Annotated in this window: 29 protein-coding genes; 7 read left to right on the top strand and 22 right to left on the bottom strand. The window is 57.8% G+C overall.

Annotation, left to right across the window (positions count from 1 at the left end):
* The 7 genes from QVP03_RS02995 to tpiA form a co-directional block, all read left to right on the top strand.
* A partial coding sequence (locus tag QVP03_RS02995; RefSeq protein ID WP_288210614.1) for an SDR family NAD(P)-dependent oxidoreductase occupies window positions 1-580 on the top strand: 580 nt, incomplete at its 5' end.
* Window positions 581-586: 6 nt separating this feature from the next.
* Window positions 587-1,354 carry a zinc metallopeptidase gene (locus QVP03_RS02990; protein ID WP_022332138.1) on the top strand — a complete coding sequence of 256 codons (768 nt, stop codon included), beginning with the start codon at window positions 587-589 and terminating at the stop codon, window positions 1,352-1,354.
* Between the two features lie 7 nt (window positions 1,355-1,361).
* Complete coding sequence (locus QVP03_RS02985) at window positions 1,362-2,969, top strand: hypothetical protein (RefSeq protein ID WP_022332137.1); 1,608 nt, start codon at window positions 1,362-1,364, stop codon at window positions 2,967-2,969.
* Entirely contained in the window at window positions 2,966-4,471 is a 1,506-nt protein-coding gene (locus QVP03_RS02980; protein WP_022332136.1) for an MBOAT family O-acyltransferase, read from the top strand. Before QVP03_RS02985 ends, QVP03_RS02980 begins: the two co-directional genes overlap by 4 nt.
* A gap of 156 nt (window positions 4,472-4,627) precedes the next feature.
* On the top strand, window positions 4,628-5,287 hold the full coding sequence (locus tag QVP03_RS02975) for a phosphatase PAP2 family protein (protein ID WP_022332135.1): 660 nt from the start codon (window positions 4,628-4,630) through the stop codon (window positions 5,285-5,287).
* Between the two features lie 66 nt (window positions 5,288-5,353).
* Entirely contained in the window at window positions 5,354-7,075 is a 1,722-nt protein-coding gene (gene lysS, locus QVP03_RS02970; RefSeq protein ID WP_022332134.1) for a lysine--tRNA ligase, read from the top strand.
* A gap of 38 nt (window positions 7,076-7,113) precedes the next feature.
* Window positions 7,114-7,872 (top strand): triose-phosphate isomerase, encoded by a 759-nt coding sequence (gene tpiA / locus QVP03_RS02965; RefSeq protein WP_022332133.1) that lies wholly within the window; start codon window positions 7,114-7,116, stop codon window positions 7,870-7,872.
* Between the two features lie 399 nt (window positions 7,873-8,271).
* Here tpiA and rplQ read toward each other — a convergent pair whose 3' ends face one another.
* The 22 genes from rplQ to rplP form a co-directional block, all read right to left on the bottom strand.
* Entirely contained in the window at window positions 8,272-8,877 is a 606-nt protein-coding gene (gene rplQ, locus QVP03_RS02960) for a 50S ribosomal protein L17 (RefSeq protein WP_022332132.1), read from the bottom strand.
* Window positions 8,878-8,879: 2 nt separating this feature from the next.
* A complete protein-coding gene (locus QVP03_RS02955) occupies window positions 8,880-9,872 on the bottom strand; it encodes a DNA-directed RNA polymerase subunit alpha (protein ID WP_022332131.1) in 993 nt (330 codons plus the stop codon).
* A 23-nt stretch (window positions 9,873-9,895) separates the two neighbouring features.
* Complete coding sequence (rpsD, locus tag QVP03_RS02950) at window positions 9,896-10,504, bottom strand: 30S ribosomal protein S4 (RefSeq protein ID WP_018696449.1); 609 nt, start codon at window positions 10,502-10,504, stop codon at window positions 9,896-9,898.
* A 49-nt stretch (window positions 10,505-10,553) separates the two neighbouring features.
* Window positions 10,554-10,943 carry a 30S ribosomal protein S11 gene (gene rpsK, locus QVP03_RS02945; RefSeq protein WP_022332130.1) on the bottom strand — a complete coding sequence of 130 codons (390 nt, stop codon included), beginning with the start codon at window positions 10,941-10,943 and terminating at the stop codon, window positions 10,554-10,556.
* A gap of 13 nt (window positions 10,944-10,956) precedes the next feature.
* Window positions 10,957-11,337, bottom strand: coding sequence for a 30S ribosomal protein S13 (gene rpsM / locus QVP03_RS02940; RefSeq protein ID WP_018696450.1), 381 nt, complete (start codon window positions 11,335-11,337; stop codon window positions 10,957-10,959).
* 37 nt (window positions 11,338-11,374) lie between these two features.
* Window positions 11,375-11,491 (bottom strand): type B 50S ribosomal protein L36, encoded by a 117-nt coding sequence (gene ykgO, locus QVP03_RS02935; protein WP_010262443.1) that lies wholly within the window; start codon window positions 11,489-11,491, stop codon window positions 11,375-11,377.
* A 20-nt stretch (window positions 11,492-11,511) separates the two neighbouring features.
* Window positions 11,512-11,730 carry a translation initiation factor IF-1 gene (infA, locus tag QVP03_RS02930; protein ID WP_009597667.1) on the bottom strand — a complete coding sequence of 73 codons (219 nt, stop codon included), beginning with the start codon at window positions 11,728-11,730 and terminating at the stop codon, window positions 11,512-11,514.
* A 6-nt stretch (window positions 11,731-11,736) separates the two neighbouring features.
* Window positions 11,737-12,513: a type I methionyl aminopeptidase gene (gene map / locus QVP03_RS02925; protein ID WP_022332129.1), complete on the bottom strand. Its 777-nt coding sequence runs from the start codon at window positions 12,511-12,513 to the stop codon at window positions 11,737-11,739.
* 32 nt (window positions 12,514-12,545) lie between these two features.
* Window positions 12,546-13,922 (bottom strand): preprotein translocase subunit SecY, encoded by a 1,377-nt coding sequence (gene secY / locus QVP03_RS02920; protein ID WP_018696452.1) that lies wholly within the window; start codon window positions 13,920-13,922, stop codon window positions 12,546-12,548.
* A gap of 21 nt (window positions 13,923-13,943) precedes the next feature.
* Window positions 13,944-14,390 carry a 50S ribosomal protein L15 gene (gene rplO, locus QVP03_RS02915; protein ID WP_018696453.1) on the bottom strand — a complete coding sequence of 149 codons (447 nt, stop codon included), beginning with the start codon at window positions 14,388-14,390 and terminating at the stop codon, window positions 13,944-13,946.
* A gap of 28 nt (window positions 14,391-14,418) precedes the next feature.
* Window positions 14,419-14,658: a 50S ribosomal protein L30 gene (rpmD, locus tag QVP03_RS02910; RefSeq protein WP_022332128.1), complete on the bottom strand. Its 240-nt coding sequence runs from the start codon at window positions 14,656-14,658 to the stop codon at window positions 14,419-14,421.
* A gap of 14 nt (window positions 14,659-14,672) precedes the next feature.
* A complete protein-coding gene (gene rpsE / locus QVP03_RS02905; protein WP_018696455.1) occupies window positions 14,673-15,191 on the bottom strand; it encodes a 30S ribosomal protein S5 in 519 nt (172 codons plus the stop codon).
* A 6-nt stretch (window positions 15,192-15,197) separates the two neighbouring features.
* On the bottom strand, window positions 15,198-15,560 hold the full coding sequence (rplR, locus tag QVP03_RS02900) for a 50S ribosomal protein L18 (protein WP_022332127.1): 363 nt from the start codon (window positions 15,558-15,560) through the stop codon (window positions 15,198-15,200).
* Between the two features lie 16 nt (window positions 15,561-15,576).
* Window positions 15,577-16,164 (bottom strand): 50S ribosomal protein L6, encoded by a 588-nt coding sequence (rplF, locus tag QVP03_RS02895; protein ID WP_022332126.1) that lies wholly within the window; start codon window positions 16,162-16,164, stop codon window positions 15,577-15,579.
* Between the two features lie 24 nt (window positions 16,165-16,188).
* The gene (gene rpsH / locus QVP03_RS02890) at window positions 16,189-16,587 is read right to left on the bottom strand and encodes a 30S ribosomal protein S8 (RefSeq protein WP_022332125.1); all 399 of its coding nucleotides are present in this window, start codon (window positions 16,585-16,587) and stop codon (window positions 16,189-16,191) included.
* Between the two features lie 759 nt (window positions 16,588-17,346).
* A complete protein-coding gene (gene rpsN / locus QVP03_RS02885; RefSeq protein WP_022332123.1) occupies window positions 17,347-17,643 on the bottom strand; it encodes a 30S ribosomal protein S14 in 297 nt (98 codons plus the stop codon).
* A 3-nt stretch (window positions 17,644-17,646) separates the two neighbouring features.
* Window positions 17,647-18,207, bottom strand: a complete 561-nt coding sequence (gene rplE, locus QVP03_RS02880) for a 50S ribosomal protein L5 (protein ID WP_022332122.1) — start codon at window positions 18,205-18,207, stop codon at window positions 17,647-17,649.
* Window positions 18,207-18,530 (bottom strand): 50S ribosomal protein L24, encoded by a 324-nt coding sequence (gene rplX, locus QVP03_RS02875; protein WP_022332121.1) that lies wholly within the window; start codon window positions 18,528-18,530, stop codon window positions 18,207-18,209. Before rplX ends, rplE begins: the two co-directional genes overlap by 1 nt.
* A 20-nt stretch (window positions 18,531-18,550) precedes the next feature.
* The gene (rplN, locus tag QVP03_RS02870; RefSeq protein WP_018696462.1) at window positions 18,551-18,916 is read right to left on the bottom strand and encodes a 50S ribosomal protein L14; all 366 of its coding nucleotides are present in this window, start codon (window positions 18,914-18,916) and stop codon (window positions 18,551-18,553) included.
* A gap of 2 nt (window positions 18,917-18,918) precedes the next feature.
* Window positions 18,919-19,173 carry a 30S ribosomal protein S17 gene (rpsQ, locus tag QVP03_RS02865; protein ID WP_009597655.1) on the bottom strand — a complete coding sequence of 85 codons (255 nt, stop codon included), beginning with the start codon at window positions 19,171-19,173 and terminating at the stop codon, window positions 18,919-18,921.
* A gap of 12 nt (window positions 19,174-19,185) precedes the next feature.
* Entirely contained in the window at window positions 19,186-19,374 is a 189-nt protein-coding gene (gene rpmC, locus QVP03_RS02860; protein WP_009597619.1) for a 50S ribosomal protein L29, read from the bottom strand.
* Window positions 19,375-19,386: 12 nt separating this feature from the next.
* Window positions 19,387-19,815 carry a 50S ribosomal protein L16 gene (rplP, locus tag QVP03_RS02855; protein WP_022332120.1) on the bottom strand — a complete coding sequence of 143 codons (429 nt, stop codon included), beginning with the start codon at window positions 19,813-19,815 and terminating at the stop codon, window positions 19,387-19,389.
* Window positions 19,816-19,905 lie beyond the last annotated feature (90 nt).

Genomic DNA, 19,905 nt, shown 5'->3' with positions numbered 1-19,905 from the left:
CACGTTCGACGTCCGCAGCGAAGAGGCCGTGCGCCGCAATCTCGAACCGCTCGGGCGCGTCGACCTGCTGGTCAACAACGCCGGGCTTGCGGCCGGGCTCGAACACATCGACAAGGGGGACACGGCCGACTGGGACGCCATGATCGACACCAACGTCAAGGGGCTGCTCTATGTCACGCGCGTCATCACCCCCAAGATGGTGGCCGCAGGCGGCGGGCACGTCTTCAACATCGGGTCGATCGCCGGCACGGAACCCTACGAGAACGGCGCCGTATACTGCGCTTCGAAGCACGCCGTGCACGCCATCTCGCAGGCCATGCGCGCCGACCTGCTCGCCAGCGGCATCAAGGTGACGGAGATCCGTCCCGGCATGGTCGAGACAGAGTTCTCCGAGGTGCGCTTCCACGGCGACAAGGAGCGCGCCGACCGGGTTTACGACGGCGTCGAGCCGCTCACCGGCGATGACATCGCCGAGGCGATCGCATGGGCGGCACAATTACCGGCTCATATGACCGTTAATGAAATGGTACTGATGCCCTCGCAGCAGGCGGGCGCATATTACACACACAGAAAAAACTAAATGACTATGACACACATGCTTTTCACCCTGCTCCAGGCAGGATACTACGCCGAACCGGCCTCCGGTGCGGCACACTATTCGGCGGCGACGATGGGAATGTTCGTCCTGATCATCGTCATCGGTATCGCCGGCTACGCCGTGCAGGCACGCCTGCAATCGGTATTCCGCAAATATTCGAAGGTGCAGTTCCCCGGCGGCCTCACGGGCGCCGAGGTGGCCGAGAAGATGCTCCGCGACAACAACATCCATAACGTCAAGGTGACGCACGTGGGCGGAAACCTGACCGACCACTTCAACCCGCAAACGATGACCGTCAACCTGAGCGACAGCGTCTATTCGTCGACGAGCGTCGCAGCGGCAGCCGTGGCGGCGCACGAGTGCGGGCACGCCGTGCAACATGCCCGGGGCTACGCCCCCCTGACGCTGCGCTCGCAGCTGGTACCCATCGTGCAGTTCTCCTCGACCGCAGCCACATGGGTCATCATCCTCGGACTGGTGATCCTCGCCACGACGCAGAACGAACTGCTGTGCTGGATCGGCGTGGGGCTGATCGCCATGTCGGCGGTCTTCTCGCTGGTGACGCTTCCCGTCGAATACAACGCCTCGGCACGCGCGCTGGAATGGCTGCAGGTCAGCCGCACGATGCAGGGCGCACAGCTCGCACAAGCCCGGGAAGCCCTCTCGTGGGCAGCGCGCACCTACCTCGTAGCAGCCCTCAGCGCCATCGCCTCGGTGCTTTACTACGTCTTCCTGATCCTCGGACGACGCGACTAAACGGCCGATGAATACCCCCGAAAAAGACTACTCCCACCGGGGATGGATCGCGGCCCTGGCGCTGATTGCAGTGCTTGGGGCCGTGAGTTTTATCCCCCCGCAAAGCCTCGGCGGCGTCAAGCTCCGCCGGGCCAACATCCTGTCGGACATCCTGTCGTTCGAGGACGCCGCGGCGGAAGCCGCCGAACCGGCGCTCTTCGACGAGGACGATTTCCACGTCGACATGGCACAGGTCGCCCGGCGCATCGAGGCCGAGCGCATCGAAGCGGACACAGCGCCCCGCCCCGTGCAAACCACCTTCGAATGGCTGCTGCGGCAGGACAGCTCCGGCCGCAGGGCGGTAGTCCCCGACACGGTGCGGCTCAACCCGGCGCTCGTGGCGATCGAGCAGTTCGCCCCGGCCGATTCGGGACGCCTCAGGGCATTCTACGACACGCTGCTCTATGCCCGCCGTCCGGTGCGCATCGCCGTACTGGGCGACTCGTTCATCGAGGGCGACATCCTCACGGCCGACCTGCGCGAGAAACTGCAACAGGCCTACGGCGGGGGTGGCGCGGGCTTCGCCCCGATGGCATCGCCCCTGACGGCCTTCCGGCGCACGATCAAAACCCAGTCGAAAGGCTGGACGGCATACAACATCATGCAGCGCAAAGCAGCGCCCCAGAACCTGCGCGGGCACTTCTTCGTCTCGGGCTGGGTGTGCCAGCCCTCGGAGGGCGCCTCCACGCGGTGGGAAAACACCGACTACCGGCAGCGGCTCGACTCCTGCACCACGGCACGGGTGTTCTTCATCAGCCCCGGCGACAGCCGCATCGAACTGACGCTCAACGATTCGCTCCGCCGCGAATTCGAGGTCGAAGGAGCCGCCGCCGTCCGGCAGGTCACGGTCACGGCACCCCATATCCGTTCGCTGGCATTCAAGGTGAACTCCGGGACAGAAGGATTCATCGGCTACGGCGCTGTCTTCGAAGCCGACGGCGTCGTGGTCGACAACTATTCGGTGCGCAGCAACAACGGGCAGGCGATGTTCTGGACAAACCCGTCAGTCAACGCGCAGGTCAACGCCCTGGCGGGTTACGACCTGGTGATCCTGCAATACGGGCTCAACATCATGCAGACGGGGGTACACAACTACACCAACTACGCCCGACAGATCGAGAAAATGGTCGTCTACGTACAGCAGTGCTTCCCCACGGCGGCCGTGCTGGTATTGGGCGTGAGCGACCGTTCGGTGAAAACCGACACAGGCTTCGAACCCATGGACGCCATCCCCTACATGCTCGACTACCAGCGCGGGGCGGCGGAAAACACGGGCGCGGCATTTTGGCCGACCTGCGACGCCATGCGTTCGCTGGGCGGCATGGAACAGTTCGTCGCCAACGGCTGGGCCGGCAAAGACTACACGCACATCAACTACGCCGGCGGGCGCCGCGTGGCCTGGTCGCTCGTCGATGCGATCAACGCCGGGGCATACGAAGCCCATGCCGCCGCGGAAGCCGCACGCATCCGCCGCCAGGCCGAGCAGGCCGTACTCGACAGTGTCCGTCTGCTGAAGATCGACCGGGAGCTGCGGCCCGTCTCCGCAATCGGAAACCTCAACACACCCCGGAAATGACACTCCCCGCAACGGACGGCATCCTGGAAAAACTGCAGGCGCTGCTCGCGTACGACGCCTCTTCGCCGCTGATTTTCAGCAGCGGGCTGTTCCTGTTCCTCTTCGCCGGGTTCATGCTCATATACAATGCTTTCCGCCGTGCGCCGATGGCCCGTATCGTCTACGTCATCCTTTTTTCGCTCTATTTCTACTACAAATCAAGCGGCATCTATTTCCTGCTGCTCATCTTCGCCGCCACGAGCGACTTCCTCATAGCGCAGGGCATCTACCGCGTGCGGAACCGCGCCGCGAAACGGTGGCTCGTCGTACTGAGCGTCATGGTGAACCTCGGGATGCTGGGATATTTCAAATACACCAACTTCCTGGTCGACATCGCCAACCAGATGTTCGGGCAGGGGTTCCTCCAATTCCAGAACATCTTCCTGCCGGTCGGCATCTCGTTCTTCGTGTTCCAGTCGATGAGCTACACGATCGACATCTACCGCGGGCAGCTCAAACCGCTCGGCAACTGGTGCGACTACCTGTTCTACCTCTCGTTCTTCCCCCAGCTGGTCGCAGGCCCGATCGTCCGGGCCCGGGACTTCATCCCCCAGATCCGCCGCAACCCGGTCGTCGTGACGCGCGAAATGTTCGGCACGGGAGTCTTCCTGATCCTCACGGGACTCTTCAAAAAGGCGATCATTTCGGACTACATCTCGCTCAATTTCGTCGACCGCATCTTCGACGAGCCGCTGCTCTATTCGGGCTTCGAGTGCCTGGCAGGCATCTACGGCTATGCCTTGCAGATCTACTGCGACTTCTCGGGCTACTCGGACATGGCGATCGGCATCGCCCTGCTGCTGGGCTTCCGCTTCCCCAAGAACTTCGACGCCCCGTACAAGTCGGCCACCATCACCGAATTCTGGCGCAGGTGGCATATCTCGCTCTCCTCGTGGCTGCGCGACTACCTCTACATCTCGCTGGGCGGCAACCGCAAAGGCAAACTGCGCACCTACGGCAACCTGCTCGTCACGATGGTGCTGGGAGGGTTGTGGCACGGTGCGGCGATCCGCTTCATCCTCTGGGGCACGCTGCATGGCGTAGCGCTGGCGCTGCATAAACTGTGGATGGCCGTCGTCCCGGGGGCCAAGGCTTCCGGGGCGCAGATGCACTGGTGGAGCCGTGCGGCGGGCGTCTTCTTCACGTTCAACCTCGTCTGCCTGGGCTGGCTGATGTTCCGCGCCGAGTCGATGCAGACCGTCGAACTGATGCTGCACCAGATCTTCTCCAACTTCAACGTCCCGATGATCCCGCAGGTCATCGCGGGCTACGCGGGTGTCTTCGCCCTGATCGGTGCGGGCTACCTGCTCCATCTCATGCCGGGCTGCGTCGACCGCACGGCACAGCGCCTGGTAGCCAACGCCCCGCTGGTGTTGCAGGTCGTGATGGCCGCCGCGATGATCTGGTGCGTGATGCAGATCAAATCGAGCGACATACAACCGTTCATCTACTTTCAGTTTTAAAATGCGTATGACGGCCGCCTTGCATCCCGGTATGTTCTTCCCGCGGCCGACGGCCGTGTTTACAAGTCCGACCCGCCCCGACCCTCTCCCTCGGGAGTGGCGTCCCGCAATGCGGCAAAAACAGCCCACAGCCATTTACGACAAATCCATTGACCTATGTATACCTTCGACCACGGCCTGTTCATGGCCCTCAATTTCGACGGCGGCACGGCCCTCGACCGCGTGATGCTCACCATCTCGGGCACGGCGATGTGGCTGCCGCTCTATGCATTGATCCTGTGGCTGGTATGGCGCCGCAGCGGCTGGCGTGGCATGCTGATCTTCCTGGTACTGATGCTTCTCGCCCTGGGGCTGTCGGACATAGTTTCGGGCATCTTCAAGCATAACGGCCTGCTGGGCGACATGCTGCCGCAGTTCGAACCGCGCCCGCGGCCGATGTTCACCCCCTCGCTCGAAGGGCTGGAGATCACGCCCGATTCGCTGCGCGCCCTGCGCCGTGCGGCAATGCCGCATGATTGGGCAGTGCACGTCCCGCCCGAGGCCGTAAGCGGCATGTACGGCACCGTCTCGGCGCACGCGGCCACGATCGTCGCGCTGGCCGTACTCTCGTGCGGTGCGATCCGCCGCAAGTGGTTCACCGCCCTGATGGTCGTCTGCACCCTCGTCATCTGCTATTCGCGCATCTACCTGGGCAAGCATTTCCCGATGGATATCGTATGGGGCACGCTCGTCGGCCTGGGACTGGGCTACGCCGCCCTGCGGGGCTACCTCAGGCTGGCACAGAGCCGGAACAGACGATTCACCCACCCCGGCTGAAGCATATTTGCGCAGAATTTATTAACTTTGCACGGTCAATAGTCCAAACATTCAAAAACACAAGATATGAGCATCGAACTCAGTGAACAGGAACAGCTCCGGAGGCAGTCGCTTGCAGCCCTGCGCGAGCTCGGCATCGACCCCTATCCCGCCGCCCGCTATGAAGTGACGGCCACGGCACGGGAGATCGCCGACAACTACGACGAGGCCCGAGGCAACTACCAGGACATTCGCATCGCAGGCCGCATCATGTCGCGCCGCATCATGGGCAGCGCCTCGTTCTTCGAATTGCAGGATCACACGGGCCGCATCCAGGTCTACATCCGCCGCGACGACGTCTGCCCCGAAGGAGACCCCACGCTATACAACACGGTGTTCAAGAAACTGCTCGACATCGGCGATTTCATCGGCGTCGAGGGCTTCGCGTTCCACACCAACACGGGCGAACTGTCGGTGCACTGCCGCAAGTTCACGGTGCTCTCGAAGTCGATCCGCCCGCTGCCCGTCGTCAAGGCCAAGGACGGCCAGACGTTCGACGCCTTCACCGACCCCGAAGTCCGCTACCGCCAGCGCTACGTCGACCTGGTGGTGAACCCGCAGGTGCGCGACGTATTCGTCCGGCGCGCCAAGATCGTCGCCACGATGCGCCAGTTCTTCAACGAGCGCGGCTACGTCGAGGTGGAGACCCCGATCCTGCAGCCGATTCCGGGCGGCGCCTCGGCACGCCCGTTCATCACGCACCACAATGCGCTCGACATCGACCAGTACCTGCGCATCGCCAGTGAGCTGTACCTCAAGAAACTGATCGTCGGCGGATTCGACGGCGTATACGAGTTCGGCAAGAATTTCCGCAACGAGGGCATGGATCGCACGCACAACCCCGAATTCACCGTCATGGAGATTTACGTGGCCTACAAGGACTACCTCTGGATGATGGAGTTCACCGAGCAGATGCTCGAACGGGTGGCCGTGGCCGTGAACGGCACGACGGAGCTGACGCTCGACGGCAAGCAGATCTCGTTCAAGGCACCGTTCCGCCGCCTGACGATGACCGACGCCATCCGCGAGAAAACGGGCTACGACATCACGGGGCAGAGCGAGGAGCAGCTCCGCGAAGCCTGCAAGCGCCTCGGCGTCGAAATCGACGACACGATGGGCAAGGGCAAGCTGATCGACGCCATCTTCGGGCAGTACTGCGAGGAGGAGTTGATCCAGCCCACGTTCGTGTGCGATTACCCGCGCGAAATGTCGCCGCTCTGCAAGCGCCACCGCTCGAACCCCGACCTCACGGAACGTTTCGAACTGTTCGTGAACGGCAAGGAGCTGTGCAACGCCTACTCGGAGCTCAACGACCCGATCGACCAGCTGGAACGCTTCCAGGAACAGTTGCGGCTGAGCGAAAAGGGCGACGACGAGGCCATGTTCATCGACATGGATTTCGTACGCGCACTGGAATACGGCATGCCGTCGTGCTCGGGCATGGGCATAGGCATCGACCGCCTCACGATGTTCATGACCGACCAGGCTTCGATCCAGGACGTGCTCTTCTTCCCGCAGATGCGCCCCGAAAAAAAGGTCGTGAACGACCCCGTGGAGAAATACACCGCCGCCGGCATCCCCGAAGAGTGGGTGCCCGTGATCCAGAAAATGGGGTACATCACGGTCGAGGCCTTGAAGAAACTCGCCCCGGGCAAGTTCTTCAACGACCTGTGCGGCTTCAACAAAAAGAACAAGCTCGGCCTGAAGGCCCCCTCGATCGAGGAGGTCAAAAAATGGTGCGAGGAATAACGTGACAATTCGGATTTTAACAATAAAAACCTAAGAAAATGAGAAAGAAAATTGTTGCCGGCAACTGGAAGATGAATACGCTTCCCGCCGAAGGTGTAGAACTGGCCAAAGGCATCGCAGCCGGCCGCGGCGAGGTATGCTCGTGCGTCAACTTCATCGTGTGCCCCCCCTTCACGCACCTTTCGCAGGTCGCCGAGGCACTCAAGGGTTCGGACATCGCCCTCGGGGCACAGGACTGCGCCACGGAGGCCAAAGGCGCCTATACGGGCGAGATCGCCGCTTCGATGATCGCGGCGCTGGGTTGCAAATACGTGATCCTCGGCCACTCGGAGCGCCGCCAGTACTACGGCGAAACCTCCGCTACGCTCAACAAGAAGATGGCGCAGGCTTACGCCAACGGCCTGACCCCGATCTACTGCGTAGGCGAGAACCTCGAAGAGCGTGAGGCCGGCAAACACTTCGACGTGGTGAAGGCCCAGATCGAGGAGGTGGTTTACAACCTCACCGAAGAGGAGTACAAGAACCTCGTGATCGCATACGAGCCCGTATGGGCTATCGGCACCGGCAAGACCGCCTCGGCCGAGCAGGCACAGGAAATCCACGCTTACATCCGCCAGGTGCTGGCAGCCAAATTCGGCGCGGCAGCACAGGATACCGCCATCCTCTACGGCGGTTCGTGCAAGCCCTCGAACGCACCGGAGCTCTTCGCCAAGGAAGACGTCGACGGCGGCCTGATCGGCGGCGCAGCCCTCAAGGCCGAGGATTTCCTTGGCATCGGCAAAGGCTTCGCGAAATAAACCGACTCCGACACACAGAACGAATCCCCGGAACGTTGCATGTTCCGGGGATTTTTTCAAACTTTCCTTGAAAACCATTGGCCCGCACGAAGCCGGAAGAGGGACATGAAAGCGGAAAGTCCCGATAAGGGCACCATTGCCCAAGTCTATCTGCTCCGCCCGGTACTCCCGCACCTCCGGACACGGATACCCAAGGTCGAAAACATAAAGATGCCGGTCGCCTACGGGATCGAAAAGCCCAGGTTCGTCCGTCCGAACCGGCAGGCAACCGCCCTCCCCGGCAAACAAGCAACCGATACCCGGCCAAAAAGCAGGGCTGACGACAAGCCCCGGCATCCCGGACAAAAAAAGGGACGACCCACATCGGGGTCGTCCCTTTTTCTGACAGCAGACGCGAATTTACATCTTCTTGCCTACGTTGGTTTTCTTGGCAACCTTCGGGGCTGCAACCTTGGCAGACTTCGGAGCCGCGGGCTTCGCAGCCTTCGGAGCGGCAGCCTTTTTAGGTGCGGCCTTCTTGGCTTCGCCTTCCACGACCGTAGCCTCCTCGACCGCATCGGTCTTCTTGGCTGCGGGCTTGCGCGAACGGCGCGTCTTGGGCTTGGCTTCGGCAGCAGCTGCGGGAGCGATGCCCAGCGTGTAAGCGTCGTTGAAGTCAACGAACTCGATGATGCACATGTCGGCAGCATCGCCCAGACGGAAGCCGGTCTTCAGGATGCGGGTATAGCCGCCCGGACGCTCGGCGATCTTCGGAGCGATGGTGCGGAACAACTCGGTTACGGCCTCTTTCTGCTTGAGGTACGAGAAGACGATGCGGCGCGAGTGCGTCGAGTCATCCTTCGACTTGGTCACCAGCGGTTCGATGAACTGGCGAACGGCCTTGGCTTTGGCAACGGTAGTCTCGATACGCTTGTGCAGGATGAGCGACGAAGCCATATTCGACATCAACGCTTTACGGTGTCCTGCCTGGCGGCCAAGGTGGTTGAAATTCTTATTGTGTCTCATAATTAATCTTTGTCAAGTTTGTAGATTGATACGTCCATACCGAACTTCAGGTTGAGCGAGGTCAGCAGCTCGTCGAGCTCCGTGAGCGATTTCTTACCGAAGTTGCGGAACTTCAGCAGGTCGTTGCGGTTGAGCTTCACGAGATCCCCCACGGTGTCCACGTCGGCGGCTTTCAGGCAGTTCAGGGCGCGGACGCTCAGATCCTGATCCGAAAGCTTGGTCTTCAGCAGCTGGCGCATGTGGAGTACATCCTCATCGAACTCTTCGGTACCGTTGGTATCCTCCATGTTGACGGTGATCTTCTCGTCGGAGAAGAGCATGAAGTGCTGGATAAGGATCTTTGCAGCCTCTTTCAGAGCCTCTTTGGGGTGAATCGACCCGTCGGTAGTAATCTCCAGGTTCAACTTCTCGTAGTCGGTCTTCTGCTCGACACGGTAGTTGTCGATGGAATACTTTACGTTCTTGATCGGCGTGAAGATCGAGTCGATCGGGAGGGTGCCGAACTCGCACTCGGCGGGGGTATTCTCCTCTGCCGAAACGTAGCCGCGCCCCTTGCCGATCGTGAGGGTCATCTGCATCTTCGTGCCGGGCGCGAGGTGGCAGATCACCAGATCGGGGTTCAACACCTTGAAGAACGAAAGGTAATTTGAAATATATCCGGCAGTCAGCTCCGTCACACCCGCAACGTTAATGGAAACCTTTTCGGCATCCTGATTATCGACTGTGCGGATAAAACGAACCTGCTTCAGATTGAGGATGATGTTCAACATATCCTCCATCACGCCGGGGATAGCGGCAAACTCGTGGTCGACACCGGCTACCTTGACAGTCGTGATTGCGTAACCCTCGAGCGAGGAGAGCAGAATACGACGCAAAGCGTTACCGACAGTCATACCGAACCCGGGCTCCAGCGGTCGGAATTCGAACTTTCCGAACGACGAAGTGGATTCAAGCATAATAACCTTTTCAGGTTTCTGGAATGCTAATATTGCCATAATATATTCAGTTTGTTTGATTACTACTTCGAGTACAACTCGACGATGAGCTGCTCCTTGATGTTCTCGGGGATCTCCTCGCGCTCGGGCTTCTGCAGGAACTTGCCGCTCATCGAGGCATTGTCCCACTCAAGCCAAGCATAGCGGCTCTTCGAACCGCCGGCCAGAGATGCCGAGATCACTTCCAGGCTCTTCGACTTCTCGCGAACGGACACCACGTCACCCGCACGCAGCGAGTACGAGGGGATGTTCACGACGCTGCCATTCACGCAGATGTGGCAGTGCGAAACGAGCTGGCGGGCAGCTGCACGCGTCGGGGCGATACCCAAGCGGTAAACAACATTGTCCAGGCGGCATTCGAGCAGCTTCAGCAGGTTCTCGCCCGTGATACCGCCCATACGCGCAGCCTGATCGTAGGTACGTGCGAACTGCTTCTCGAGCAGGCCGTACGTATACTTTGCCTTCTGCTTCTCGCTCAACTGCGTGCCGTACTCCGACACCTTCTTGCGCTTACGCGCCAGACCGTGCTGTCCGGGAGGAAAGTTGCGTTTCTCAAGCACCTTGTCCGCCCCGTAAATAGCTTCGCCGAACTTTCTGGCGATCTTCGATTTTGGTCCTATGTATTTTCCCATTGTTCTGACTTTTTTAAAACCTTAGAAATATTCCTTACCACGACACCGATTATACGCGGCGGCGGTTAGGAGCACGGCAACCGTTGTGCGGCAGCGGCGTAACGTCGATGATCTCCATCACCTCGATACCGGCGCCGTGGATGGTACGCACGGCCGACTCACGACCGGCACCCGGGCCCTTGACATACACTTTTACCTTGCGCAGGCCCATATCGTAAGCGACCTTTGCGCAGTCGGCCGAAGCGGTCTGTGCGGCATACGGAGTATTCTTCTTCGAACCACGGAAACCCATCTTACCGGCCGAAGACCAGCTGATGACGTCACCCACCTCGTTGGTGATGGTGATGATCACGTTGTTGAAAGTGGAGTGAACATAGGCATTGCCCAGGGCACCGACCTTAACAACCTTTTTCTTAACTGTTCCAGTTTTCTTTGCCATAATTCTCTAAAGATTACTTTGTTGCCTTTTTCTTGTTTGCGACAGTCTTCTTGCGGCCCTTGCGGGTGCGTGCGTTGTTCTTGGTCGACTGACCACGAACGGGAAGACCCAGGCGGTGACGGATGCCGCGGTAACAGCCGATATCCATCAGACGCTTGATGTTGAGCTGGACGGCCGAACGGCATTCGCCCTCGACTTTGATACCCAGATCAGCGATCGTCGAACGGATCGCACCGACCTGGTCGTCCGACCAATCCTGGACTTTGAGGTCGTAGCTGATGCCAGCGACCTCGAGAATCTTGCGGGCCGTCGAACGACCGATACCGTAGATATAGGTCAGGCCGATCTCGCCCCTTTTATTTTTTGGTAAATCTACACCGACTATACGTGCCATATAAAATCTTTTTCTTTTTTACTAAACCGTTTAAACATTACCCTTGGCGCATTTTAAACTTGGGATTCTTCTTGCAAATGACGTAGAGTTTCCCCTTACGCTTCACAATCTTGCAATCCTCGCTTCTTTTCTTGATGGATGCTTTTACTTTCATGATTTTCAAGCAATCTAATGTTATTTGTACCGGAAAGATATACGCCCCTTCGTCAGGTCATAGGGCGTCATCTCCACTTTTACCTTATCTCCGGGAAGGATCTTGATGTAGTGCATACGCATCTTCCCCGAGATGTGGGCGGTGAGCACGTGGCCGTTGTCCAGCTCGACGCGGAACATCGCGTTGGACAAGGCTTCGATAATCGTACCGTCCCTTTCAATAGCAGCCTGTTTTGCCATAGAGTCTTACTTGTTTATTGCCTGTTCGATGATACTAAAGTCCGTCAGCACGTCGGGCCCGTCCTTACGAACCGCAACGGCGAACTCGTAGTGCGTCGCGGGTTTATGGTCGCGCGTGCGGACTGTCCAGCCATCCCTTTCAAAAACCACCGCTTTGGTACCCATATTTATCATGGGCTCGATACAGATGACCATTCCTTCCTTGAGGAGCGGCCCCCTGCCGCGTGCTCCGTAATTGGGGACACCGGGGTCTTCGTGCATTTTCCGACCCAACCCATGTCCTTCCAATTCCCGCACCACACCGTAGCCGAAACTTTCGGCGTACTCTTGCACGGCTGCCGACACGTCGCCTACGCGGTTGCCGGCCTTAGCCTGTGCCGTACCTTTATAAAGAGCCTCTTTGGTGACCTCCATCAGCTGCCTAACTTCCCCGGCAACCTCTCCAACGGCGAACGTATACGCCGAATCACCAACAAACCCCTTCATAAACGTACCGCAATCGACCGAAACGATGTCGCCCTCTCTGAGGACGCATTTCGAGGATGGGATACCGTGAACTACCTGTTCGTTTACCGATATACACAACGAAGCGGGAAATCCCTGATACCCGAGGAAGGCGGGAACTGCTCCGTGTGCGCGGATAAAATCCTCGGCAACCGAGTCCAAAAACTTGGTGGTGACACCCGGCCGGATGTGGCGACCCACTTCCGCCAGTGTCTTCGACACCAGGATGTTGTTCTCGCGGAGCAGCTCTATCTCCTCGTCTGTCTTTAAATATATCATTCTCTTCGTTAAGAACTCTTCGGGAAAAACTCCTAATGACGACCCTGGATACGTCCGGTCTTCATCAGACCATCGTAATGACGCATCAGCAGGTAGCTCTCGATCTGCTTCAGAGTGTCGAGCACCACGCCGACCATGATCAGCAGCGACGTACCTCCGTAGAAGTAGGCGAACGCCTGCTGGATGCCCAGGAACTTCATCGCCAGCGCGGGCAGGATCGCCACGATGGCCAGGAAGAACGAGCCGGGGAGCGTGATACGCGTCATGATGGTGTCGATGTAGTTCACGGTCTGCTTACCCGGTTTCACACCCGGGATAAAGCCGCCGTTTCGCTTCATGTCATCGGCCATCATTTGGGGGTTGATGATAATCGCGGTGTAGAAGTAGGTGAACGCGATTACCAGCACTGCAAGCGTGAAGTTGTACCAGAAACCGGTCATCGAGCTGAAAGCAGCTGCGAAGGCCGTACCGGAGAACAACGCCGGGATAAACATCAGAGCCTGCGCGAAGATGATGGGCATCACATTCGCAGCATTCATCTTCAGGGGGATGTACTGACGTACACCGCCGTACTGTTTGTTACCGACGATACGCTTTGCATACTGTACAGGTACCTTGCGGACTGCCTGTACCAGGGCGATCGTAGCCATGAAGACCAGGAACAGCAACACCAGCTCGAGGATAAGCATGATGGCGCTACCGCTGGCGGTCTGGAAACGCGCATTGACCTCGGCCAACAGGGCGTGGGGCAGACGGGCCACGATACCGATCATGATTATCAGCGAGATACCGTTGCCGATACCCTTGTCCGTGATCTTCTCGCCGAGCCACATGATGAACATGGTACCGGCAATGAGGATCGTCGTCGCATAGGCTACGAAGCCGAACGAGTTGCCGTAAACGAATGCAGAGGGCACCTGATGGTACAGGTTGGCGATGTACGCCGGGCCCTGGAGGATCAGCACGCCGATGGTAAGGAAGCGCGTCCACTGATTCATTTTGCGGCGGCCGCTTTCACCTTCCTTCTGCATCTTCTGGAAATACGGGATCATCATACCCATGAGCTGGATGATGATGGAGGCGGTGATGTACGGCATGACTCCGAGTGCAAAGATGGCCGCATTGCCAAATGCACCGCCGGAAAAGACGTTCAACAGACCCAGAAGTCCGTTGCCGTCGAGCTGGCTGGCAAGCGCCGACCCCTCGCCCAGGGCGTTGGGGTTGATACCCGGAATCACCACGAAACTACCCAAGCGGTAGACCAGCAGCAGCCCGATCGTGTAGATCACACGTTTGCGCAGCTCCTCGATCTTGTAGATATTCTTGAGCGTTTCAACCAATTTCTTGTTGGTCGCCAAAAGAGCGATTACCACTAAAAAGACGATACCAACAACGAGATACTGATTCATAATTTTCGGTTTCTAGGGTTCTTACAGTTTTTCGACGCTGCCGCCGGCTGCCACGATGGCCGCCTCGGCGCTCTTCGAGAATGCGTGAGCCTTTACGCTCAGCGCCTTGGTAACCGCACCGTTACCGAGGATTTTCACCTTGTCGTTCGACGAGATGAAACCTGCGGCCACGAGCGTGTCGACCGTGATCTCGGAGAGCGACTTCTTGGCTGCCAGCTCCTCGAGCGTCGAGAGGTTGATAGCCTTGAATTCGACGCGCTTCAGGTTGGTGAAACCGAACTTGGGAAGACGACGCTGAAGAGGCATCTGACCGCCCTCGAAGCCCAGTTTACGCGAGTAACCCGAGCGCGACTGCGCACCCTTGTGGCCACGCGTGGCCGTGCCACCGTGACCCGAACCTGCACCGCGACCGATTCGCTTGTCGTGGTGCGTTGAACCCTTTGCAGGTTTGAGATTATTGAGTTCCATCGTAAAAATTACTTCTTAGCTGTTAAACTTATTCTGCGGCCTCGGCAGCTTCGGCCTTCTTGGCCTTGGGTGCTGCAGCCTTCTTTACGGCTACCTCCTCAACTTTGACGAGGTGCTTCACGCGCTCGATCATACCCTTGATGATCGCCGAGTCGTCGTGCTCGACGCTCGCGTTGATCTTCTTCAGCCCCAGCGCGTCGAGGTTCTTGCACTGGCGCTCGGTAGCGCCGATGCGGCTTTTGACCTGGGTGATTTTCAATCTTGCCATTTGTCTCTACAAAATTAACCGTTAAACACCTTGTCCATCGAGATGCCGCGCAGACGGGCGATGCTGTGTGCATCACGCAGTTCGCACAGGGCGCCGATGGTTGCCTTCACCAGGTTGTGGGGGTTCGACGAACCCTTGCTCTTGGCAAGCACGTTCTTCACGCCCACCGACTCCAGCACGGCACGCATGGCGCCGCCGGCGATGATACCCGTACCGGGGGCGGCCGGGCGGATCATGACGAGCGAACCGCCGTAACGGAGCTCCTGCTTATGGGGAATCGTACCGTTGATAACGGGGATCTTCACCAGGTTCTTCTTTGCGTCCTCCACGCCCTTGGCGATGGCCGACTGAACCTCCGAAGCCTTGCCCAGGCCGTAGCCCACGACACCGTCCTCGTTACCTACGACGACAATGGCCGAGAAACTGAATGTGCGACCTCCCTTGGTTACCTTGGTAACACGCTGAATGCTTACGAGTCTGTCCTTAAGCTCGAGGTCGCTGGTGCGTACTTTCTTTATGTTGGTATTTGACATAATCGCTTAGAATTTAAGACCGCCTTCGCGTGCTGCTTCGGCCAGCTGTTTAACTCTTCCGTGATACAGGTAGCCGTTGCGGTCGAACGCTACGGTCGAAATGCCTTTGGCGGCAGCGCGCTCGGCGGCCAGTTTGCCCACCAGGGCGGCCACGTCGCACTTGTTCTTGCCGGCGGCGGCTTCCGCCACCTCCTTGTCCAGCGAGGATGCCGTGGCCAGGGTCACACCTGCGAGGTCATCAATAAACTGCACGTAGATCTGCTTGTTGCTACGATATACAGTCATGCGAGGCTGTTCGGGCGTACCGCTCACGATCTTGCGGATACGCATCTTGATCCTCTCTCTTCTTTCTATCTTGTTCAGTGACATAACTCTAAACTATTTACTATTTAGCACCTGCTGATTTACCCGCCTTGCGACGCAGCTGTTCGCCGACGAACTTGATACCCTTGCCCTTGTACGGCTCCGGCTTGCGCAGCGAACGGATCTTGGCAGCGACCTGGCCGACGAGCTGCTTGTCCATGCTCTTCAGCGTTACGATCGGGTTGCCCTTCTTCTCCGTCACAGCCGTAGCGGTAACCTCCTTGGGAAGCATGAAATGCGTATCGTGCGAATAACCGAGGCTCATTTCGAGGATCTGGCCCTTGACTTCGGCCTTGAAACCGACGCCCACGAGCTCCTGTTTGATTTCATAACCCTTCGACACACCGACGACCATGTTGTTGATCAGCGCACGGTACAGGCCGTGCAGCGAACGGTGGCGGGGCTGGTTGGTAGGACGCGATACGAGCACGGCGGGAGCCTCGTTGCCCGTGTGAACGTCCTTGTGCGTGCCGACCTCTACCTTGATGTCCGAGTCAACTTTCTGGCTCAGCGTCCCGAGTGGCCCTTTCACGCTTACCACATTGTCGGCCGAAACCTCTACGGTAACGCCGGCGGGCAGGTTTACAGGTAATTTACCAATTCTTGACATTGTTCTTGCGTTTAAAAATTTCCGTTAGTAGATGTAGCACAGCACCTCGCCGCCCACGTTTTCCTTGCGGGCCTTGGCGTCGGTCATGATGCCTTTCGAAGTCGACAGGATAGCGATGCCCAGGCCGTTCAGCACGCGGGGCATATCCCCCACCGAGACATATTGGCGAAGGCCGGGACGGCTCACGCGCTTCAGGTCTTTGATGGCGTTGCCCTTGGTGGCAGCGTCCCACTTGAGCGCGATTTTGATCGACGGGTGACCTTTCTCGTCGGTGTCGAATTTGTAAGCGAGGATGTAACCCTGCTCGTAAAGAATCTTAGTGATTTCCTGCTTAATTTTTGAGCCAGGAGCTTCAACCACCTTGTGGTTGGCTTTCACTGCGTTTCTAATTCTGGTCAGAAAGTCCGCAATAGGATCAGTCATAACGAATAGAAGTTAAAAATTAAAGTAATAAGTTAATTATTTGTTCTTCAGCACCTTGGAATCCACCCGGATTCACCGCCGCCTCGGATGTTTCATTGTTTTGCGCCTCATTCCCAGCGCCTTCGCGCCCTTCGCACGGGGGTTACGCCCGGGGTATAAAGCGCGCAAATATACGTATAATTTCTCAAAAAACCAAGCTAACGCCCTGTTTTCGGCGTTTTTAGGCCCCGGCCCCGGAATACGGACAATGTTAGCACGGATGCGTTGCTAACATAACCCGTACAAATCCCCGTTCGGCAATGCTGCCAATGACCCTTCGGAAGAGAGCCGCCGCAATCGGCGATACCCCTCCCCGGCCCTTCGGTCGAGAAATTTGTAACCAAATGCCTAACCCCTCGATTTCCGCCCCGCCGCCGAGAAGTTACCGCTTGCGGCGGCACTTTCCTCGACATTGCGACGTAACTACTCGGGTTCTGCACCCATATAAGCCCCGATTCCTTCGGAAAGAGGGAACGGCAGGCAGCCCGGCGGCCGCACCATCGTCCCGGCATTTCACCGCCCGGTACAGGAACTGCTCCTGTCCGGCCTTTTCCCACGGGCATACGCCCTCAGCATCCAGACTCGTTTCCGGGATTCTCCGCCGCCGCGCAGGTCGGCGCACCCGCACCTTCTGCGCCGGCCGCATTCCTGCGGCCACGGACTCGCCTCCCGGCAGAAAAACGGATTTTCGGATACCGGGATTCCCGGCATCCGAAAATATTACCAGCTTGCTTTCTTCACGCCGGGAATCAGGCCCTTCGAAGCCATCTCGCGGAACTGGATACGGCTGATGCCGAACAGGCGGATGTAGCCTTTGGGACGGCCCGTGATCTTGCAGCGGTTGTGCTGGCGGATGGGGTTCGAGTTGCGGGGCAGTTTCGACAGTGCGATCCAAGCCTCCTCGTGATCCATCTCACCGCTCTTCACCTTGGCAGCAATCTCCTCGCGCTTGTGAGCATAGCGGTTTGCGAGTTTCACGCGTTTTACCTCGCGTGCCTTCATTGACTCTTTTGCCATAGCTTATTGATTCTTTTTAGCGTTTTTGAAAGGGAGGCCGAATTCGCGGAGCAGGGCATACGCCTCCTCGTCGGTCTTGGCCGTGGTAACGAACGTAATCTCCATACCGAAGATCTTGGTGATCTTGTCGATGTCGATCTCCGGGAAGATGATCTGCTCGGTGATGCCGAGAGTATAGTTGCCCTGGCCGTCGAACTTTTCGTTGATCCCCTTGAAGTCGCGGATACGGGGGAGCGCCACGGCGATCAGCCGCTCGAGGAACTCGTACATCTTCGTATCGCGCAGCGTCACGCGCACGCCGATCGGCATGCCCTTGCGCAGCTTGAAGTTGGAGATGTCCTTGCGCGAACGCGTCTGCACGGCTTTCTGGCCCGTGATCTGCGTCAGCTCGGCTTCGGCCACATCGATGAGTTTCTTATCGGCGACAGCCTGTCCCATACCCTGGTTGATAACGATCTTCGTGAGCTTCGGGCACTGCATAACGCTCGAGTAACCGAACTCCTTCATAAGGGCAGCTACGATCTGCTCCTTATACTGTGTCTTGAGTGTAGGTACGTATGCCATTATTTGATCTCCTCCCCTGACTTTTTAGCGTAACGGACTAATTTACCTTTTGCATTGAGCCTGCGACCGACTTTGGTGGGTTTACCGCCTTTGGGGTCGAGCACCTGCAGGTTCGATACGTGGATCGGCGCTTCTTTCTCGACGATACCACCCTGGGGGTTCTGCGCATTGGGTTTGGTGGCCTTCTTGCAAAGGTTCACCCCCTCGACGATGGCACGCTGCTTTTCAGCTTCGACCTTCAGGACTTTGCCCTGCTGGCCCTTGTTGTCACCGGCGATGACCTGCACCATATCCCCTTTCTTAATATGTAATTTCACTGACATATCCGAAATTGTTTTTATGATTACAATACTTCGGGTGCGAGGGAGATAATCTTCATATACTGGTCGCGCAGCTCACGAGCTACGGGGCCGAATATACGAGTACCGCGCATTTCACCCTGGTTGTTAAGCAGCACCACGGCGTTGTCGTCGAAACGAATGTACGAACCGTTGGCACGTCTGATTTCCTTGGTCGTCCTTACGACGACTGCTTTCGACACGGCACCCTTCTTGACATCGCCCGAAGGAGTCGCGCTCTTGACAGCCACCACAATCTTATCGCCGATAGATGCGTAGCGGCGTTTGGTACCGCCCAGCACCCGGATGCAGAGAACTTCCTTTGCACCGCTGTTATCAGCTACTACGAGTCTACTTTCCTGCTGTATCATAATTACTTAGCTCTTTCAATAATTTGTACTAATCTCCAACGCTTCGTTTTGCTCAGCGGGCGGGTCTCCATGATACGGACGGTGTCGCCTTCCTTGCAGGTCTCGTCGAGTGACTCGGCGACGAACTTCGTCGTCTTGTTGACGAACTTGCCGTAGATCGGATGCTTCACCTTACGTGCTACTGCAACCACAATGGTTTTCTCCATCTTGTTGCTGACAACCACCCCAATACGCTCTTTTCTAAGATTTCTTTCCATAGCTATTCCTTATTAGGCGTTTTTTTGACGCAGGATTGTCAGCATACGAGCTATATCTCTGCGGTTTTTCTTAATGATAGAAGGGTTCTCGACGGGGGACACCGCGTGCTGCACCTTCAGCTTTGCAAGCTGAGCCTTCTCAGTCTCGATGCGCTCCTGCAGGTCTTTGATCGAAATATCCTTGATTTCTGCACTTTTCATCTTGTCGTCTCGTTAGATTGTGGTTTCGACGTAGTCACGCCTTACGATAAACTTGGTGGTAATGGGCAGTTTCTGGGCACCCAGGCGGAGCGCTTCCTGCGCCACTTCCAGGGGCACGCCCTCTGCCTCGAAGAGAATACGGCCGGGAGTAACGGGCGCCACGAACCCTTCGGGATTACCCTTACCCTTACCCATACGCACCTCGGCGGGCTTCTTCGTGATGGGTTTATCGGGGAAGATGCGGATCCAGAGCTGGCCTTCACGCTTCATGTAACGGGTGATGGCCTGACGCGCCGCCTCTATCTGACGACCTGTGATCCATGCGGATTCAAGTGCTTTGATTGCGAACGAACCGGTTGCAAGTTGGTTTCCTCTCTGAGCAATACCCTTCATGCGACCTTTCTGCATTCTCCTAAATTTGGTCTTTTTCGGCTGTAACATTGTTGTTTTGCTTTAAAAAGGTCCGACTTACTTATTATTGTTGTTGCGACGACGGTCACCGCCACGCTCGCCGCGGTCACGCCGGTCTCC

It is taken from the genome of Alistipes sp. CAG:29, assembly GCF_000435435.1.
In the GTDB taxonomy this organism is placed as follows: domain Bacteria; phylum Bacteroidota; class Bacteroidia; order Bacteroidales; family Rikenellaceae; genus Alistipes; species Alistipes onderdonkii.
Note: the sequence above shows the minus strand (reverse complement) of the source record. Positions and strands in the feature narration are given on the sequence as shown.

What these genes read in the sequence shown, in the direction of transcription:
- QVP03_RS02990 (WP_022332138.1), top strand. Translation starts at nt 587, where the DNA reads ATGACACACATGCTTTTCACCCTGCTCCAGGCAGGATACTACGCCGAA.
- QVP03_RS02985 (WP_022332137.1), top strand. Translation starts at nt 1,362, where the DNA reads ATGAATACCCCCGAAAAAGACTACTCCCACCGGGGATGGATCGCGGCC.
- QVP03_RS02980 (WP_022332136.1), top strand. Translation starts at nt 2,966, where the DNA reads ATGACACTCCCCGCAACGGACGGCATCCTGGAAAAACTGCAGGCGCTG.
- QVP03_RS02975 (WP_022332135.1), top strand. Translation starts at nt 4,628, where the DNA reads ATGTATACCTTCGACCACGGCCTGTTCATGGCCCTCAATTTCGACGGC.
- lysS (WP_022332134.1), top strand. Translation starts at nt 5,354, where the DNA reads ATGAGCATCGAACTCAGTGAACAGGAACAGCTCCGGAGGCAGTCGCTT.
- tpiA (WP_022332133.1), top strand. Translation starts at nt 7,114, where the DNA reads ATGAGAAAGAAAATTGTTGCCGGCAACTGGAAGATGAATACGCTTCCC.
- rplQ (WP_022332132.1), bottom strand. Translation starts at nt 8,877, where the DNA reads ATGAGACACAATAAGAATTTCAACCACCTTGGCCGCCAGGCAGGACAC.
- QVP03_RS02955 (WP_022332131.1), bottom strand. Translation starts at nt 9,872, where the DNA reads ATGGCAATATTAGCATTCCAGAAACCTGAAAAGGTTATTATGCTTGAA.
- rpsD (WP_018696449.1), bottom strand. Translation starts at nt 10,504, where the DNA reads ATGGGAAAATACATAGGACCAAAATCGAAGATCGCCAGAAAGTTCGGC.
- rpsK (WP_022332130.1), bottom strand. Translation starts at nt 10,943, where the DNA reads ATGGCAAAGAAAACTGGAACAGTTAAGAAAAAGGTTGTTAAGGTCGGT.
- rpsM (WP_018696450.1), bottom strand. Translation starts at nt 11,337, where the DNA reads ATGGCACGTATAGTCGGTGTAGATTTACCAAAAAATAAAAGGGGCGAG.
- ykgO (WP_010262443.1), bottom strand. Translation starts at nt 11,491, where the DNA reads ATGAAAGTAAAAGCATCCATCAAGAAAAGAAGCGAGGATTGCAAGATT.
- infA (WP_009597667.1), bottom strand. Translation starts at nt 11,730, where the DNA reads ATGGCAAAACAGGCTGCTATTGAAAGGGACGGTACGATTATCGAAGCC.
- map (WP_022332129.1), bottom strand. Translation starts at nt 12,513, where the DNA reads ATGATATATTTAAAGACAGACGAGGAGATAGAGCTGCTCCGCGAGAAC.
- secY (WP_018696452.1), bottom strand. Translation starts at nt 13,922, where the DNA reads ATGAATCAGTATCTCGTTGTTGGTATCGTCTTTTTAGTGGTAATCGCT.
- rplO (WP_018696453.1), bottom strand. Translation starts at nt 14,390, where the DNA reads ATGGAACTCAATAATCTCAAACCTGCAAAGGGTTCAACGCACCACGAC.
- rpmD (WP_022332128.1), bottom strand. Translation starts at nt 14,658, where the DNA reads ATGGCAAGATTGAAAATCACCCAGGTCAAAAGCCGCATCGGCGCTACC.
- rpsE (WP_018696455.1), bottom strand. Translation starts at nt 15,191, where the DNA reads ATGTCAAATACCAACATAAAGAAAGTACGCACCAGCGACCTCGAGCTT.
- rplR (WP_022332127.1), bottom strand. Translation starts at nt 15,560, where the DNA reads ATGTCACTGAACAAGATAGAAAGAAGAGAGAGGATCAAGATGCGTATC.
- rplF (WP_022332126.1), bottom strand. Translation starts at nt 16,164, where the DNA reads ATGTCAAGAATTGGTAAATTACCTGTAAACCTGCCCGCCGGCGTTACC.
- rpsH (WP_022332125.1), bottom strand. Translation starts at nt 16,587, where the DNA reads ATGACTGATCCTATTGCGGACTTTCTGACCAGAATTAGAAACGCAGTG.
- rpsN (WP_022332123.1), bottom strand. Translation starts at nt 17,643, where the DNA reads ATGGCAAAAGAGTCAATGAAGGCACGCGAGGTAAAACGCGTGAAACTC.
- rplE (WP_022332122.1), bottom strand. Translation starts at nt 18,207, where the DNA reads ATGGCATACGTACCTACACTCAAGACACAGTATAAGGAGCAGATCGTA.
- rplX (WP_022332121.1), bottom strand. Translation starts at nt 18,530, where the DNA reads ATGTCAGTGAAATTACATATTAAGAAAGGGGATATGGTGCAGGTCATC.
- rplN (WP_018696462.1), bottom strand. Translation starts at nt 18,916, where the DNA reads ATGATACAGCAGGAAAGTAGACTCGTAGTAGCTGATAACAGCGGTGCA.
- rpsQ (WP_009597655.1), bottom strand. Translation starts at nt 19,173, where the DNA reads ATGGAAAGAAATCTTAGAAAAGAGCGTATTGGGGTGGTTGTCAGCAAC.
- rpmC (WP_009597619.1), bottom strand. Translation starts at nt 19,374, where the DNA reads ATGAAAAGTGCAGAAATCAAGGATATTTCGATCAAAGACCTGCAGGAG.
- rplP (WP_022332120.1), bottom strand. Translation starts at nt 19,815, where the DNA reads ATGTTACAGCCGAAAAAGACCAAATTTAGGAGAATGCAGAAAGGTCGC.